Source organism: Prosthecobacter gellanilyticus (assembly GCF_007992435.1).
Lineage (GTDB): Bacteria > Verrucomicrobiota > Verrucomicrobiia > Verrucomicrobiales > Verrucomicrobiaceae > Prosthecobacter > Prosthecobacter gellanilyticus.
The window spans coordinates 23,468-38,803 of the sequence record NZ_BKAG01000010.1 but is presented as its reverse complement, the minus strand read 5'-3'; the positions used below and the strand labels follow the sequence as shown (position 1 = coordinate 38,803).

The window sequence follows — 15,336 nt, the reverse complement described above, 5'->3', positions numbered from 1 at the left end:
CAAGAGTTCGCCCCGCAGGTCAAGAGATGGTCAAGGGTGTTGTTTCTTGACCCATTGGCCGATGGCGAGGCTCATCTGACCGGTCAGGGCACCACCAGAGACGGGTTTGGTGGCGGAGCCAGCCTGCATGATGGGGACCAGAATGAAGCAAGGACCGCCGTTCGCGCGGTCGTCCAGGCAGGCGACCTCCAGCGAGTAGTCGTTGATGATGCCGCATTTGTGGTAGAACCGTGCTTTCGGGAAGAGCGTCTCCAGCGCGCTTTTCCAGGCATTGGGCGCGGAATCAGCGTGTTGCGTTTCCAAGCCGGTGAAGCCAAGGCCGCCATGGACCAGGAAGTCCACCTCCTCCTGACTGAGCTTGAAACGCTCCGACTCCGGGATCTGCGCATGGAACATCAGCCGGCGCAGGCACTCCGCCAAATCGCGGGGCGTGGTCATGTTGCCCGTCTTCACATCAATCACCGTGCAGCCGCGCTCCTGCGACCAGGAGTGGCCTAACCAATGATGATCTAGAGTGTGTGTCCTGGTCCCATCCGCGCTGCTGAGCCGGAGGCGCTGCGGCTCCTCGCGCATGTAGACCCATGGACGCTCTTTGACGTAGCCACGCATGAGGGCTGACTTTTGAAAGCCCCGCCCGGGCGTGAGGAAGCTGCTGTTCAGCCAGTCCACACCGCACACCCGGAGAAGCAGCGTGTAGTCCTCATTGGACGAGCGCCGGAAGACCTCGCTCAGCATCTCGCGCATGGTGCGGGCGCAGTCGAGGTGCCACGTGCCGTCCTTGTCCTGGTGCTCAAACTGGATCGTGGTGTCGAGGGTGAAGCCATGTTCCTTGATCCGCTCCAGTGCGGCGATGGCCGTGTAGAGCTTGATCGTGCTGGCGGGCCAGAAGTCTGTGCGTGTGCCGGTCTCTTGATAGTCGTGCCACTGGAACTCCGGTTTGCCTTCCTTCTCGCTCACGATGCAGACGGTGGCCCACTTGGGAATTCTTGGAGCCACCGCATTCAGCAAGGCATCCAGTTCTGGATCTGCGTGCAGCATGGTGGTGAGAAGCAGGAAAAGAAAAACGCGTCCGGCACCGAGGTGCCGAACGCGTGTGAGAATGCTGATGCAGCGCTGAATCACATCAGGTGGGAACGCCGATCAAGCCGCCGGGCAGGCCATCTGACTCGTCCTCATCCTGGGTCACTGGACGTGCGTCCGGGGTCTTTGGAACGGGTGGTGGCTGTGGTGGGGATGGCTTGTTGTTCGGCGGATTGAGCATCCGGCCATGATTCATGATCTCCTTGATGTGGCTGCCGTCGAGGGTCTCATATTCGAGCAGGGCTGCGGCGATGGCATCAAGCTTGTCCTTATGAGCCAGAAGAACCTGTGTGGCCTTTTGATAGGCCTCATCAATGAGACGCTTCACTTCTTCATCAATCTTCTGTGCCGTGTCCGGACTGTAATTGCTGCTGCCACGACCCATGAAGGAGGTGCTCTCATTCTCACCGTATTCGATCATGCCCAGCTTCGTACTCATGCCCCAGGAGCAGACCATGCTGCGAGCTACACGCGAGGCCATGCGGATGTCCCCGCTGGCACCATTGGTCACGTCGCCAAACTGGATCTCCTCAGCCACGCGTCCCCCCATGGTCACGACGAGATTGTCGAGCAGTTCGCTCTTGCGATGGGTGAATTTGTCCTCTTCCGGTAGCATCATCGTGGAGCCCAGGGATGGGCCGCGGGGGATGATGGTCACTTTGTGCAGCGGATCGGTGTGCTCGAGCAACTCGTTGAGAATGGCATGACCAGCCTCGTGGTAGGCCGTGTTTTCCTTTTCTTTCTCGCTGAGCGCCATGCTGCGGCGCTCACGACCCCAGCGGACCTTATCGCGTGCTTCCTCAAGCTCGGCACTATTGATGGCCTTCAGATTACGTCGTGCCGCGAGGAGGGCGGCTTCATTGATCAGGTTTGCCAATTCCGCACCCGAGAAGCCAGGCGTGCCACGGGCGATCTTGTTTAGATCTGCGGTTTCGCTGAGTTTCACCTTTTTGGCGTGAACGCGCAGGATTTCCTCACGGCCTTTCACATCGGGCAGCGAGACACTGACCTGGCGATCAAAGCGGCCCGGGCGAAGCAGCGCGGGGTCAAGCACATCAGGGCGGTTTGTCGCTGCGATGATGATGATGCCTTCCTGCGTGTCGAAGCCGTCCATCTCCACCAGCAATGCGTTCAGCGTTTGCTCTCGTTCATCATGACCACCGCCCATACCATGGCCACGGTGACGGCCCACGGCGTCGATTTCATCGATGAAGATCAGGCAGGGAGCATTCTTCTTGCCTTGCTCGAACATATCACGCACACGGCTGGCACCGACGCCGACGAACATTTCGACGAAGTCAGAGCCGCTGATGCTGAAGAAAGGTACATCGGCCTCACCAGCGATGGCTTTCGCCAGCAAAGTCTTGCCCGTTCCAGGAGGGCCCGTCATGAGCACGCCTTTGGGGATCTTGCCACCGAGCTTCTGAAATCTCTTCGGGTCTTTGAGGAACTCGACCAGCTCCTGGACTTCGTCCTTGGCCTCTTCAACGCCAGCGACGTCCTTGAAGGTGACCTTGTTACGGTCCTGGGAGAGCATCTTGGCCCGGCTCTTACCGAAGTTCAGGGCTCCGCGTCCGGCTGTCTTGATCTGCTGGCGGACCAGGAAGAAGATCAGGACCAACACGAGCATGATGGGCAGCATGGAGATGAACAGGGCACCCATCTGATCATTGTCGTATCTCGGAATCAGCACAAGGTTGTGCTTCGTCATCAGGGCCTGGAGTTCCTCTTTCTGGAACTGGATGGAAACAGGAACGCTAAACTTCACGCTGCCTTTTTTGAGCGTTGGCGCTGTGCTGGAGGGGGCTGGCTTGGCCTCGGGATCCACAGGCTGGGGCGCCGAAAGCTTGTTCGTGCCTGTGCCGGTGGGAGCTGTGGCAAGCTTGTAACCTTCGATGGTTTCGGCGGAAGTTGTGTCCTTTTGAACCAGGACAAGATCTTTGTCCCGGTCAATCATGTTCTCTTCAACCAACTGTTTGAAGTACTTATAAGTGATGCCCTCAGCAACGGTTGCTTGCTTGCCCACCGTGATGGCTGCGCCGAAGAGCAGGACAACCACGGCCAGCAGCAAAAAGCCCTTCCAATTGAATTGAGGTTCCTGATTGCGCCGATTCGGGCCGTCGTTGCGTGGGGATGGGTCGTCTGACATGAGGGGGTGTTAAGATGGCTTGGAGAAATACGCCGCTCAATCTTACACACCACGATTTGTTTTGTAAAAGGGGTTTCCGAGTGAACAATGTTCAGAAGATCGAAAGATGGCCCCGTCTCTGCTTCGTTGAGCTTTTGGACCTTGGTCCGGCAGCAGGGTGTCAGCCCGGCGCTTCAAATCATGGATTTGGGGGTGATTCTGGCCCTGAGCACAGTTATTTGTGTGAAGGAAAATTGTCTTTACAGCCTCTAGCGTCTATGGTTCAAATCACTGAATTGCAAAGGACTATCCGCAAAGTCAAATTTTCCACTCCATAACGCCTGTATCGTCGCATCATGAAAAAAGCCCCCGTCTTCGTACTACTGACAACAGCCTCTCTGCTCACCATGTCAGTAGCCAAGTGGAGCCGTCTTCCTGGAAATGAGAGCAAGCAGGTCAATATGAGCTTGTCCTCCGCTGGCACTACGGTGTCCAGCTCGGATGGCGTCACTCCGATCGCCGCATTGACCGCAGGTGACCCTCTTCGTCCGATCAACCTGGCCGGTGGCCGCAGCAGCGCGGTCATCAAGTTCACGAAGCAGTCGGTCATTTCCAGGGCCACCTTCGTCAGTGATGGCATTGAAGGCAAGGTCAGCACCTCCGTCAGCTCGGATGGCAAGGCCTGGAATCCAGCAGTGGCCTCCGTGTTTGCTCCTGCAGATCGTTTTGTGTCCATGGATCTCGGTCGTGCCCAGGGGCGCTACCTTCGTCTGGAGTTTGAACTGATCCGCGGTGGTTCCATCCGGAGCTTCCAGGTGTTTGGCAGCCACACGGCCGCTGATTACGAAGTCACTCAGAACTCAGATGGCTCCGGTTCCATGATCAACTTTGCCTCTGGCATCGGTGGTGGCCGTCTGATCTATGTCAATCCTGAGCTCTATGGTGCCCGCAGCGACGCTCTGGAAGCGAATCAGATCGACTTTCCGGAGTCGGACGAAAAATATCGCACAGCCGTGTATGACCTCGGTCAGGTGCGTTCGCTGAGCGAATTTGGCTCAGTTCATTCCCCCCGTCCGGTCCGTCTGGCGGTGTATGCCTTTGAAACCCTGCCTGAGAAAGAAGACTGGCGCGGTCGTCTGGCTTTTGACCCCACCGTTTTCGAAAGCACGCAGCCAGTGGCTTCGGGTGAAGATGCCTCGGGTGCTGGTTCCCTGAAGGTGAAGACACGTGACACGGTCAAGGCTCGCTATGTCGCCTTGCGCTGGGAGCCCGACTTCAACCCGCCTAATTTTACCGCAAGCGCTCATATCGGTGGTGTTGGCACAGCTACCTTCAATGGTGGTGGCAGCGGCAATGGTAACGGCCAGGGCAATGGACAAGGTGGAGAGGGCAAGGAAGATGGCGGCAAGCAGAACGTTGACCCGATCAATACCTTCAATCCTCAGAATAGCGCCAATGGTGTCGGCCCGAACGGCACTTCCTCCAACGGTGTCTCAAACAACTAAGATTCGCCTGACCTGATTTCAAAGGGTGATGGATGACCTCCATCACCCTTTTTTGTGCCCCGATGACGATGCCTCATTTGAGGAGCCTCCCGGGTTGGCGCGGCTGGATATCAGGCAATCTAGTGTAAAACTGTAGTACGCTTCCGATGACGGGCAGTCAGAATGTTAGTTAGACGCTGGGGAAATAGATTTGCCTGCTGAAGTAGGAAGCTCGTGGAGATGCTTGCAGATAACGCCAGCATGCTAAGAAAGGGCCATTGACAGGATGGCAGGAGCCCTCCCCGCAGGAGGGAGAAGAGGCTAAAAGATTGAAAAAATCTTGCTTCGTGCGGGATCATGGTTGATAATTCAAATATATTAATTTCTCACGGATGAGAGTTGGGCAATTAGCATAAGGTTAATTTTACAGTTAATATGGTTTTTACCTTGATCTCATTTTCTGAACTCTGTATATTTCGGCACAATTCGATTATTTTAAAAAACCATAAGCTCCCGACATGCCCACTATGACACCTGCCTCATCCCAGAGCAAAGACCACGCTAAGCTGGCAGATTTCATTCTGTTCAGTCAGCGTGAGTTCCTGCTTAACCTGTCGCGGGAACTTAACCGCGATAACATCTCCTTCGCGCAGTTCTTCCTGCTGAGCTACCTGGCATCCTCCAAGGAGCTGACCATGACGGACATCGCCAAGAAGATGGGGCATTCCACGGCTGCCGCTACGGGGCTGGTGGACCGCCTTGAGAAGCTTGGCTATATGGAGCGCACCCACGCCATTGATGATCGCCGCAAGGTGATGGTCCGCGTGACCTCCAAAGGGCTTGATTTGGTCAACCGCCTTCGCGACGAGCTTCAGAGCCAGATTGCTGAGGCTATGAGCGAAAGCTCCGCCTCGGATGCCGTGAGCTTCCTGTCTTCCTACCGCAAGGCTGAGCCGGTGCTGACCCGCTGATTTTTTGTTGTTCGTGTTCGGTTGAAGGGCGCGCACGTTGATTCCGTGCGCGCCCTTTGATTTTCAGGCAGAGACATCATGAAGCTTTTTAAGTTAGGCCGTTAGCCTTTCAGGCCGGTAAGCGTCCGCTTTGATGCCTGAAGCTTCTTTCTTCTCGTTCATGCACAGGATCTGTGCCATCGCTGGGGCATGAACGATTCGCTTTGGATGACATTTCCGCTGCTGGAGAGGCTGCCCGCTTTCTCTCACCGGTTCACGCTGCGCCATCCGACCATTGCCGTGGACGCGGAGAGGTTCGAGGTCGTCGAGCGACTCTGGGGCTGGCATCGCGAGCAGGCTGAGGAGATGGGGTTTGCTCCGGGCAGTCTTTGCATCGCCCAGCAGGTGCATGGAAAAGGTGTGGCCGTGGTTCACGAGCCGCCTGCGGCTGCGATCCCTGACGTGGATGGAATCATTGCGGGAAGGGCAGGGGTGGTGATCGGCATCTATGTGGCCGACTGCGGAGCGATCTATCTGGCGGATCCCGTCAGCGGTGCGTTTGGAGTGCTGCACTCAGGGAAAAAGGGCTCTGAGATGGGGATCGCGGCTGAGGGCATCCGCCTCATGGGAGAGCATTTCGGTGCCCGTCCGGAGAATATCCGTGTGCAGCTAGGTCCATGCATCCGTCCGCCAGCCTACGAGGTCGATTTCGCGGGCCAGATCCGTCAGAGCTGCCTTGAGGCCGGAATTTTGCCGGAGCATTACGATGACTGCGGCATCTGCACCTCCTCAGATCCTGCCCGCTATTACTCGTATCGCCTGGAAAAGGGGCGCACCGGCCGCATGCTGGCCTTGCTTGGCAGGCGAGTTTGATGTGAAAGTGAACGTCTCTGTTTCGACCTCCCCATGCCCGCTCCCACCAGCCTCGATCTCCCGTCCTATGCCAAGATCAACCTCTGGCTTCGAGTGCTGGGAAAGCGTGAGGATGGCTTTCATGAGGTGGAGACCCGGCTGGTGAAGATCGATGTGGCAGACACCGTCAGCCTCACACTGACAGGTGGAAAGCCGGGCATCTCCCTGACCTGCAATGTCCCCGGTATCCCGACGGACGATTCCAATCTCGCCATCAAAGCGCTGAGAGCTTTCGAAGCCCGTGCTGGCATCTCGCAGGGATGGAGCATTCATCTGGAGAAGCGCATCCCTCATGGCGCGGGTCTCGGTGGGGGGAGTGGCAATGCGGCCACCATCTTGAAAGCGGCGAACCAACTTTTGTCCAATCCGCTGCCATTGGAGGCCTTGATCGAGATTGCGGCCGGAATCGGCTCGGATGTGCCTTGTTTCCTGCTGGATGCTCCCGCTGCCGATGGCTCGGGTCGTGGTGAGCGGGTGGTGCCTGCGGAGTTCCCCTGGCAGCTTCCCATGGTGCTGATCAAGCCTAATTTCCCCATCCCCACGCCATGGGCCTACAAGAACTGGGCGACCTCCAAGGAACTGCCGGGCGTGCTTTATGCGCCACAGCTGTGCCCCTGGGGAGCCATGGTGAATGATCTGGAGCGGCCAGTCTTTGAAAAGCACCGCCTGCTGCCCGCCTTGAAGACATGGCTGCTGGATCGTGGCGGTGTCCGTGCGGCGCTCATGTCCGGCTCGGGCTCCACCATGTTTGCCATCACGCAGACAGAGGTACAGGCGGCAGCGCTGGCTGAAGAAGCGCGCCACTACTGCGGTGACACAGCCTGGGTGCAGGTCACACGGACTTTGGCGAGCGAATGATCGCTATTGGCTCAGCCTCTTGGCAGGACCTCGACCACATCTGCCAGCACACGTCCAGAACCGTGACGGAGTTCATTGCAGCGGCCAAAGAGGACCTGTCCGCTGGTGGCACCTAGAAGATCAGCCAGGCGCTGATCCACCGCGATGCGAAAGTAACCCCGCGGATGGCTGCTGTGAGGCACTTGATAGCGCTCCAGGATAGCGCCAAACGGGACAAGTCCTTCCAGGACGAGATGCTGCGCTTCTTCAGGGAGCAGATCCAGATGAATGCCGATGGCACCGAACTCGACCGGCATGCCGTCTCTACGGCGATGCAGCACGGAGGCGCGCACCAGATAGTTGCCGATGCGGGCCCGTGCCGCGACATCGAGATCGATCTCGCAGCCATGGAAATCCCGAAGATGGGGCGTCATGTCACGATCATGCACCAGCAGGCCGCGTTCGCGCTCAGCCAGAGCCTCAGGCTCGGCAAAGGTCACGCGCGGCCGCGTGCTACCGATCCCGTAAAAGAAGATCAGCGGAGCCAGAATGTCCTCATCCTGCCGGACCTGGGACTGCGTGCTTGCGCCTGCCCGGGTGCTTTCGACCGTCGAGGGAGCGGCGAAGATGGCATCAGGTGTATCGAGCATACTGGCGGTGCTGGGGCAGGAAGAAATCATGCAGAAGGCGGTCCACCTGGAGCAGTCCTTCACGATCCAGGGTGACGTCCTTGTCTGTGAGACGGGCAAAACCCTCCGCAGCCAGATACTCGAGCTGCGGTGCAAAGAACTCGCGCGGGTTCACACCGAACTTCTCCTGGTAGTAACCGAACTCGCTGTGCCCGAGCTTCATCTTGAGGATGAACTCGCGGACGAAGCGCTCTTCGTGGCTGGTTTCATAGGCGCGGAAGATCGGCAGCTTGCCGGCATCCACCGCCTGCATGTAGGGGCCGACCTCGGCCTGGTTCTGATAGTGAATGCCGCCCAGGTGACCGAAGGAGGCCACGCCATTGCTCAGAAGGTCAGCGCCTTCCCAAAGCGCGTCACGATAGACGAACTTGATGCGCTGCGGATCCTTCACCACGGTGTAGGCGCTGGTCACGGTATAACCAGCTTTGACAAATTCATCGAACGCGTAGCTGACCCAGCGGCGCTTCGTCGGCCAGTCAGCCACGGGCGCGGTGACCTTGCCCTCAGCCTTCATCTGCTGGTACATGGTGGTGTTGTAGGGCACCTCCATCTGGTAGATGGTCACGGCATCAGGTCCCATCTGCACCGCCTTCTCCACGGTGACCTTCCAGTTCTCCTCGGTCTCATTCATCATGCCGGCGATGAGGTCGATGTTGATGTGCTCAAAGCCGAGCGTGCGGGCAAAGCGGTAGGCTTTGTCGATCTCGCCGCTGCGATGGGCACGTCCGTTGGACTCGAGAATGTGATCGTCAAAGTTCTCCACGCCCAGGCTGAGACGGGTCACGCCGATCTCGCGGATGCCCGTGAGCTTGGTTTCATTCAGCGTGCCTGGCTCTGCTTCAAAGGCCACCTCCGCGGCTCCTTCCCAGCTCACGCAATCCTTCATGCGTGTGGTCAGCTCGCGGAGCTGAGGCACGCTGAGGTAGCTCGGTGTGCCGCCGCCGAAGTAGACGAAGTGGGCCTTTCGGCCTGCGATGTAAGGCGTCTTGGCGTAGCGCTCCATCTCGCGCATTCCGGCATCGATGTAAGCGCGGATCTCCTGGGCGTTCTTGTCGGTGTAGACCTTGAAGTAGCAGAAGTGGCAGCGCTTTCGGCAGAAGGGGATGTGAAAGTAAATGCCGAGGGGGATGTCATGCGCGGCGGGGCGCTGCATCACGGCTTCAACGGAAGGCACCTGCTCAGGTTTCCAGAAGGAGAAGGGCGGGTAGTTCGAGACAAAGTAATTGCCTACCTCGGTTTTTTCTTCGGGTTTGACCGTGGCAGGGGGGGATGAATCCAGGGTGGTGGACATTGGGGGGCAAAGGAAGGAACGCTTGTCAGAAGATAGTTCTGCCGGAAAAAACTGCCAGCCTGGAATTGTCGCCTGTACAGGGGATAGCTTCAGGCGTCGGGGCGAGCCTTTTACTTCCGGCCTGGGGTCTCAGTGCTGGCGCCGGAGCCGAGCAGTTCTTCGTCAGCGAGATCATAGCCCACCACCTCCACCTCACCCCGGCGGATCTTCTTCTGCGCCATGGCCACAGAGATCCAGCGGAATTCCTCGCTGTTATCCAGCAGCACTTTGATCACCATGGTCAGGGGCACCGCCATGAACATGCCCAGCGGACCCCACAGCCACCCCCAGAAGATGACCGAGAGCACCACCACGATCGCCGAGATGCCGAAGCGATTCCCGAGGAGTTGGGGCTGCACGAAGTTATCCAGACAGAAATTCACCAGCCCATAGCCCAGCGCCACACCCACTGCGGCTCCGGTCCCATGCTGAACAAGAGCCTCGACGATGGCCGGGATGCTGGCGGCGCTGGAACCCACGGCGGGGATGAAATTGAACACGAAGGCCAGGATGGCCCAGAGCAGGGGATACTGTAGATCGAAGAACCAGCACCACACACCGGCCAGCGCACCTGTGAGGGCGCTGATGAGGGTCTTCACTCCGAGATATTTCTGGATGTCTGTGGCGCTGCGCAGCAGGCCGCTGAAGTCAGGACCTCCAGCCTGGCGCACCGCCACCAGACGGCGCTCGGTGCCCTGCGCTTCCATGAGCATGAACATCATGACGATCAGCACCATGATCAGGCTCGCCAGAAAGGTGGCCACCGTGCCAAAGGTGCTGCCCAGCATGGAGCCGATGCGCGTCACCACATCCTGCTGGGTGGCATAGCCAATCAACTGGTTCCAGTCGAACATGCTGTCGATGGTGGACTTGGCATCATTCACGCCGTTGTCCTGCAACCACACGGCGAACTCGTTCATGGAACTCTGCAGCCCGCGCAGATAGCGAGGAATATCCTTGTTGAAGCTCATCAACAGCCGCACCGCCAGGAAGATGATCCCGGCCACCACGCCAAGGTTCATCAGCAGGGTGGTGCCGAGTGCGACCACAAACGGAAGACGTTTCCTAACCAAAAAGCGCAGCAAGGGAAAGCTGAGCACTGCCAGGAAGAATGCATACACGATCGGCACCAGCACACCTGCCGCAGCCTTCAGTCCTGCGAGGACGATGAAAAGGCTCGCAAGCGTGAGCAGCATCCGGGAACCTTTCTTCTGGCTTCCGGGAGTGCTTTTTTCAGGATGTTCATAGTCGGGTGACATCAGGTGGCTGCTTCTTCAAAGGTCATAGACGATACATGGACATACAAGGGAAAAGCCCTTCATTTGTTTCATTAGACGGATGAAAAGTCATCGTGACAGGCTTCTTGAGGGTTGGCGGCATTGTGAGTGCCTTTGAATTCAGAGCGGGAAGTCAGCTTCCTGTTCAATCAGCGGGCAAAATGCCCGGCGGAGAAAATAGATGTTTACAAGTGTAGTCGTTTTTGGCTACGCTTGTAGACATGAGCAAAAAATCAGCGAAAAAGAGCCGTGATTCCAAACCAGCGGTGACGATCACCGAAGCTGAGTGGTCCGTGATGGAGCTCCTTTGGGATCATGCACCGCGCACCTCCCAGGAGATCGTGGCACATCTGGAGAAGGAGCGGGGCTGGAAGCGCCCGACGGTGCTGACCTTGCTGACCAGGCTCGCGGGCAAAGGTGCCGTGGACACAGAGCCGCAAGGGAACCGGTTTCTTTATACTCCAGCAGTCCAGCGATCCGCCTGTGTGGCGGAGGAGACGCGCGGCTTTCTCGAACGTTTGTTCGGCGGGGCATTGCAGCCGCTGGTGGCTCACATGGCAGAGCATCATTCGCTGACCAAGAAGGACATCACGGAACTGAAAGCCCTGCTTGATGAGATCCAGCCCAAGCCCTGAAATCTATGAACACACTGCCTGTTATGTCTGATCCCTGGCTGCAGAATCTTTTCCTGCTTTCCTGCAAAGGCGGACTGCTGGCCCTGTGTCTGGGCATCGTGCTTCTGCTGCTGCGCCGGCATGTGTCACCCGCCTGGCGTCATGGCCTTTGGCTGCTCGTCTTGCTGCGCTTTGCGCTTCCTGATATTGGCACCTCCAGTCTTTCGCTGAACCAGGTGACTGAACTGCCCGCTGTGCAACTCAGCTTCGAGCCTGCGGCGGTCATGGCTCCGATCGAGCCGGTGCAGGAGTTGCAGGTGTCTGATGCGTCCGTCAAGCCGGCGCGGTTGCCGCCTGCGCCGGCTCCAGTAGTGATGGAGATCCAGCCCGCTTCGCCTCCCGTCATCACAGCGCCTGAGGCAGGCAGAGCTGCTTTGATGCCTGCTCAATGGCTGCTTGGAATCTGGGTGCTGGGAATGCTTGCTGTGCTCGGGGTGATGTTGACGCTGCATCTTCGGTTGGTCGCCCGGCTGCGCCTGGATGCCTCACCAGCACCAGAAGCAGTGGCGGAGATCTTGAGCGAAGCCTGTGCACTGGCGGGCATTTCACACCGTCCGCGATTGATCATCACGGAGGCTGTGCACTCGCCGGCGTTGTTTGGCGTGGTGAGTCCTGCGATCCTGCTGCCGCGTGAACTGGCGCATGAGAATGATCCTGCGGCACTGAAGCTCGTGTTTCTGCACGAGCTCGCGCACCTGCAGCGCCGGGACCTTTGGGCGCAGATGGCGACGTCCCTCATCCTCGCTCTGCATTGGTTCAATCCCGTGGTCTGGTGGGCCGCACGACGCATGCGTGCGGAGGCTGAGATGGCGGCGGATGCCCGCGCTCTGGCCTGCACAGATGTCGCGGAGGCGCATCGTTTTGGCACCGTGCTGCTCGGCTTCGCCAGCCGCGCGACGGCCAGTTGGATGCTCTGGCTCGCCGCAGCCACCGTCCTTGGCATCTCGGAAAACAAGCATGACCTTCGTCGCCGCATTGAGGCACTGAAGGACATCGCCCGTGGTCGTCGCACGCGCTGGATCATCGGGCTTTCCGCCTTCCTGCTGCTCGCCATCACCGGCCTGACCAAGGCACCCGCCGAAGATGCGAAGAAGGACGCCGTCGTCGCCAAAGTATCCACAGCTGTGGTGGAGGAGTCTCTGATCACCGTCTCCGGCATCATCGTCGACGAATCCGGTAAACCTGTCTCCGAGGCGGAATGTTCGCTGAACTCCCTGGGCACCTCGTTCAAGAGCCAGCAGCGAACGACGGGTGCGGACGGGCGATTCCGTTTTGATGAGATCCCTCCTTTCTCCACCCTCACGCTGACCGCTCGCCATGCGGACTATACCAATGCCACCGCCGTGAATTTTAACGGTCACACCCAGGTGGCGGAGCACCGTCTGGTGCTGCCGAAAGCCACCTGGATCGTTGGCCGGATCACGGACAAGCGGGATGGTAAGCCCATCCGTGACGCCCGTGTCTTCTATGGGCGTGAGCAACCCGAAGGCATCGGGGCTTATCGCTGGACGCTGCCATCGGTTCACACTTCGGAGACTGGTCACTACCGCCTCCAGGTGAAATCTCCGGACAAGGCCGGAATCATCGTGCGTGCCTGGGCTCAGGACATGATGTCAAAGGCCGCCGTGATCACCCTCAACGGTGCTGAGACCACTTATGATGCGGCCTTGGAACCCGTGCAGCGCATCCCTGGCAAGGTGGTGAATGCTGAGGGCCAGCCAGTGAAGGATGCCTTTGTCTGGGTGGTGGAGGACTCACCCGTCCTGGATGAGCGGAAGGAACCGATCACCCTCGAGTGGCTGAAGGACAAAACGAAAAGAGCCCGCCTGGCGGACGGTCGAATGTTTTTCAGCCTCGGTACCTCTGTCGAGGGCGGTGCATTCCGGCTGCATGAGGTGGATCCCTTGCTGCGTGACAAGCTCTGGGTGGCGGCCCTTCATCCTGAGGAGGGCATCGGCTTCATGCGTGCCCGGGACTTGCGTCCTGGTGCCCTCATCAAGTTGAAGCGCTGGGCTTCTTTTGGCGGCCGTGTCATGAAGGCGGACGGCACTGCTTTAGTGAATCAGAAAATCGATCTCATCGCTGGCTTTAACTTCAGGCAGCCAGGAGCAACTGAGATGCCACCGGGCATCAGCCACCGTCAGAGCATCACGACAGACGCCGACGGAAACTACGAGGTAGAGCGAATCCTGCCGCATGCGTGGATGACCGGGGTGGCGGTGAATGACAAGTTTGAGCGGATAGAACTCGTCGCGATCGGCTCGGGATCCTCTTCGGCAAAAGTGATCCGGCTGCTGCCTCCGCTCACCCCAGCGGTGGATGCACAAATGCGCACGGTGCGGGGCAGGATCGTCACACCCGCCGGGCATCCCGTGATCAGTGATGCGCACTCTATCAGCATCAGCCTGAGATCAGACGCAGGCACCTACCACTTTGTCGATCCCGACAAAGACGGGCGTTTCATCACCAATCCGCTCAGGCCGGACATTTACACCCTCACCGTCATGCCTTCGCCGAGGAAAAGCGGCATGATGAATCCATTGAAAGCCGGTCGCTCCCTCCGGTTCAAACTGGAGGCTGCTGGTGATGGAAAGTCGGTGGTCCTCAATGACATCGTTTTGGAGGATGCCGACTTCGCTTTCCAGTCTGCTGTGGATAGACAGGCCACCTCTGGCCCGAAACCCATCCCTCGGCTGGAAGGGGCTGAGGGGCATGTGGAGCTGCTGGTGGTGGATGCGGATAAAAATCCAGTTCCCGGAATCAAGATCGAGGCCCTGGACTTCGTGAACCAGGCGCGCTTGCGCCTTGATCTCAAGGACGTGGCGCAGCGAATTCCGGCGGCGACGACGGATGCCAGGGGGATCGCATCATTGGCCTTTCCGCGTGCACCGGCGGCAGGCGTGAGCGCCTCAGGCTTGTTGCTGCGTGGCACCGGCCTGAACGGTTCAGCCACACCCAAAATAGCCCTCACGGACGCGATGCGCACCCAGGTTCAGATCTATGAAGCGTTTCCCCTGGATGCCTCAGTGGCCCTGCCTTTGGCCAGCTGGACCCTCAGCAGCATCTCCGAAATCCAGAGCGGAAAATCAGTGGTCAATGACACACAATTGGTTGGGGAAGTCCGCTCGATCCCCGGGTATGGTTTCCTGATCCAGGGCACGCAGCAGGATGGCTCGGCGCTTTTTTCGCCGCTGCAACTGGCACCCTTGACCAAGGGACAGCCCTTCAAAGGCACCATCCCAATGTCTCCAGGCCTGTCCTTGAAAGGCAAGATCAACGACCTGCCTGCAGGGGAGGTCGGCGAGGGCTGGGTCATCGCCACGGTGATGGTGCGTGGAGGTCTTGAGCTCAATGAATGGGTCAAAGGCTTTCCTCCGACCGTCTTTTGGCGTGCCTGGACCCGTGTTCACCCAGACGGCAGCTTTGGTTTTGCCGCATTGCCTCGCGGCGGGATCACGCTCTCTGCAGCCGGCAGCACATGGGCTTGTCAGGATGCCGGTGTCACGGATCCCGCGGCGGATACCAGAGACCCCCAATCACCGCTTGTCCTGCGCACGAACCTCACCGCCGTGCCCGTCACCAAGCAGAGGGCGGTCCAGGTGCTGCACCCTGACGGGAAGGCCATTTCGGGGGCGACCATCGTGGTCTTCTCCATGGGTTCTTTCCGGTTCACTGCCTCTCAGTTTGATATCGATCACGTCGTCAGTCCTGCGGACGCTGCTGCTTACGAGCGCTATAAGGCGCGACGCATTCCCGGACATCAGGTCACCACGGACTCGGAAGGCAAGGCCACCGTTGGAGGTCTGGTGGACGGCAAGGCTGCTTGCTTCGTCCATTGGACGGATCCCAAGACCTTCAAGATTCATCGGGAGAAGGTGGAGGTCCTGGTCAGTCCTGGCGTGGATGAGCCACAGGTTTTCAAATTGACCGGCGAGGAACTCTGAACAAGGAGACAACCGCTCAAATGAACTGTGT

The 15,336-nt window shown here is 58.7% G+C and carries 11 protein-coding genes; 6 read left to right on the top strand and 5 right to left on the bottom strand.

Translation table 11 applies throughout. The features are described 5' to 3' along the window. Nucleotides 1-30: 30 nt before the first annotated feature. Both BGE01nite_RS08735 and ftsH read right to left on the bottom strand, forming a co-directional pair. The gene (locus BGE01nite_RS08735; RefSeq protein WP_146850061.1) at nucleotides 31-1,038 is read right to left on the bottom strand and encodes a serine hydrolase; all 1,008 of its coding nucleotides are present in this window, start codon (nucleotides 1,036-1,038) and stop codon (nucleotides 31-33) included. Nucleotides 1,039-1,123: 85 nt separating this feature from the next. Beyond that, nucleotides 1,124-3,229 (bottom strand): ATP-dependent zinc metalloprotease FtsH, encoded by a 2,106-nt coding sequence (gene ftsH / locus BGE01nite_RS08730; RefSeq protein ID WP_146850060.1) that lies wholly within the window; start codon nucleotides 3,227-3,229, stop codon nucleotides 1,124-1,126. 335 nt (nucleotides 3,230-3,564) lie between these two features. Here ftsH and BGE01nite_RS08725 point away from each other — a divergent pair, with 335 nt between their 5' ends. The 4 genes from BGE01nite_RS08725 to ispE all read left to right on the top strand — a co-directional run bounded on the left by BGE01nite_RS08725 (nucleotide 3,565) and on the right by ispE (nucleotide 7,412). Further along, nucleotides 3,565-4,713, top strand: a complete 1,149-nt coding sequence (locus BGE01nite_RS08725) for a hypothetical protein (RefSeq protein WP_146850059.1) — start codon at nucleotides 3,565-3,567, stop codon at nucleotides 4,711-4,713. A 506-nt stretch (nucleotides 4,714-5,219) separates the two neighbouring features. After that, on the top strand, nucleotides 5,220-5,663 hold the full coding sequence (locus BGE01nite_RS08720; protein WP_246145687.1) for a MarR family winged helix-turn-helix transcriptional regulator: 444 nt from the start codon (nucleotides 5,220-5,222) through the stop codon (nucleotides 5,661-5,663). 189 nt (nucleotides 5,664-5,852) lie between these two features. Further along, nucleotides 5,853-6,515: a purine nucleoside phosphorylase YfiH/LACC1 family protein gene (locus BGE01nite_RS08715; RefSeq protein WP_146850057.1), complete on the top strand. Its 663-nt coding sequence runs from the start codon at nucleotides 5,853-5,855 to the stop codon at nucleotides 6,513-6,515. A 33-nt stretch (nucleotides 6,516-6,548) separates the two neighbouring features. Next, nucleotides 6,549-7,412 (top strand): 4-(cytidine 5'-diphospho)-2-C-methyl-D-erythritol kinase, encoded by an 864-nt coding sequence (gene ispE / locus BGE01nite_RS08710; protein WP_146850056.1) that lies wholly within the window; start codon nucleotides 6,549-6,551, stop codon nucleotides 7,410-7,412. A gap of 11 nt (nucleotides 7,413-7,423) precedes the next feature. Here ispE and BGE01nite_RS08705 read toward each other — a convergent pair whose 3' ends face one another. The 3 genes from BGE01nite_RS08705 to BGE01nite_RS08695 form a co-directional block, all read right to left on the bottom strand. Then, entirely contained in the window at nucleotides 7,424-8,041 is a 618-nt protein-coding gene (locus tag BGE01nite_RS08705; protein ID WP_146850055.1) for a hypothetical protein, read from the bottom strand. Continuing rightward, nucleotides 8,025-9,371, bottom strand: coding sequence for a coproporphyrinogen-III oxidase family protein (locus BGE01nite_RS08700; RefSeq protein ID WP_146850054.1), 1,347 nt, complete (start codon nucleotides 9,369-9,371; stop codon nucleotides 8,025-8,027). The genes BGE01nite_RS08705 and BGE01nite_RS08700 overlap by 17 nt, the downstream gene beginning before the upstream one ends. Nucleotides 9,372-9,481: 110 nt before the next feature. Next, complete coding sequence (locus BGE01nite_RS08695; RefSeq protein WP_170266683.1) at nucleotides 9,482-10,606, bottom strand: AI-2E family transporter; 1,125 nt, start codon at nucleotides 10,604-10,606, stop codon at nucleotides 9,482-9,484. 302 nt (nucleotides 10,607-10,908) lie between these two features. On the opposite strand from BGE01nite_RS08695, the gene BGE01nite_RS08690 reads away from it, so the two are divergent. Next, the gene (locus tag BGE01nite_RS08690) at nucleotides 10,909-11,322 is read left to right on the top strand and encodes a BlaI/MecI/CopY family transcriptional regulator (RefSeq protein ID WP_146850052.1); all 414 of its coding nucleotides are present in this window, start codon (nucleotides 10,909-10,911) and stop codon (nucleotides 11,320-11,322) included. 23 nt (nucleotides 11,323-11,345) lie between these two features. Beyond that, on the top strand, nucleotides 11,346-15,305 hold the full coding sequence (locus tag BGE01nite_RS08685; RefSeq protein ID WP_218032939.1) for a M56 family metallopeptidase: 3,960 nt from the start codon (nucleotides 11,346-11,348) through the stop codon (nucleotides 15,303-15,305). The last annotated feature ends 31 nt before the right edge of the window (nucleotides 15,306-15,336 follow it).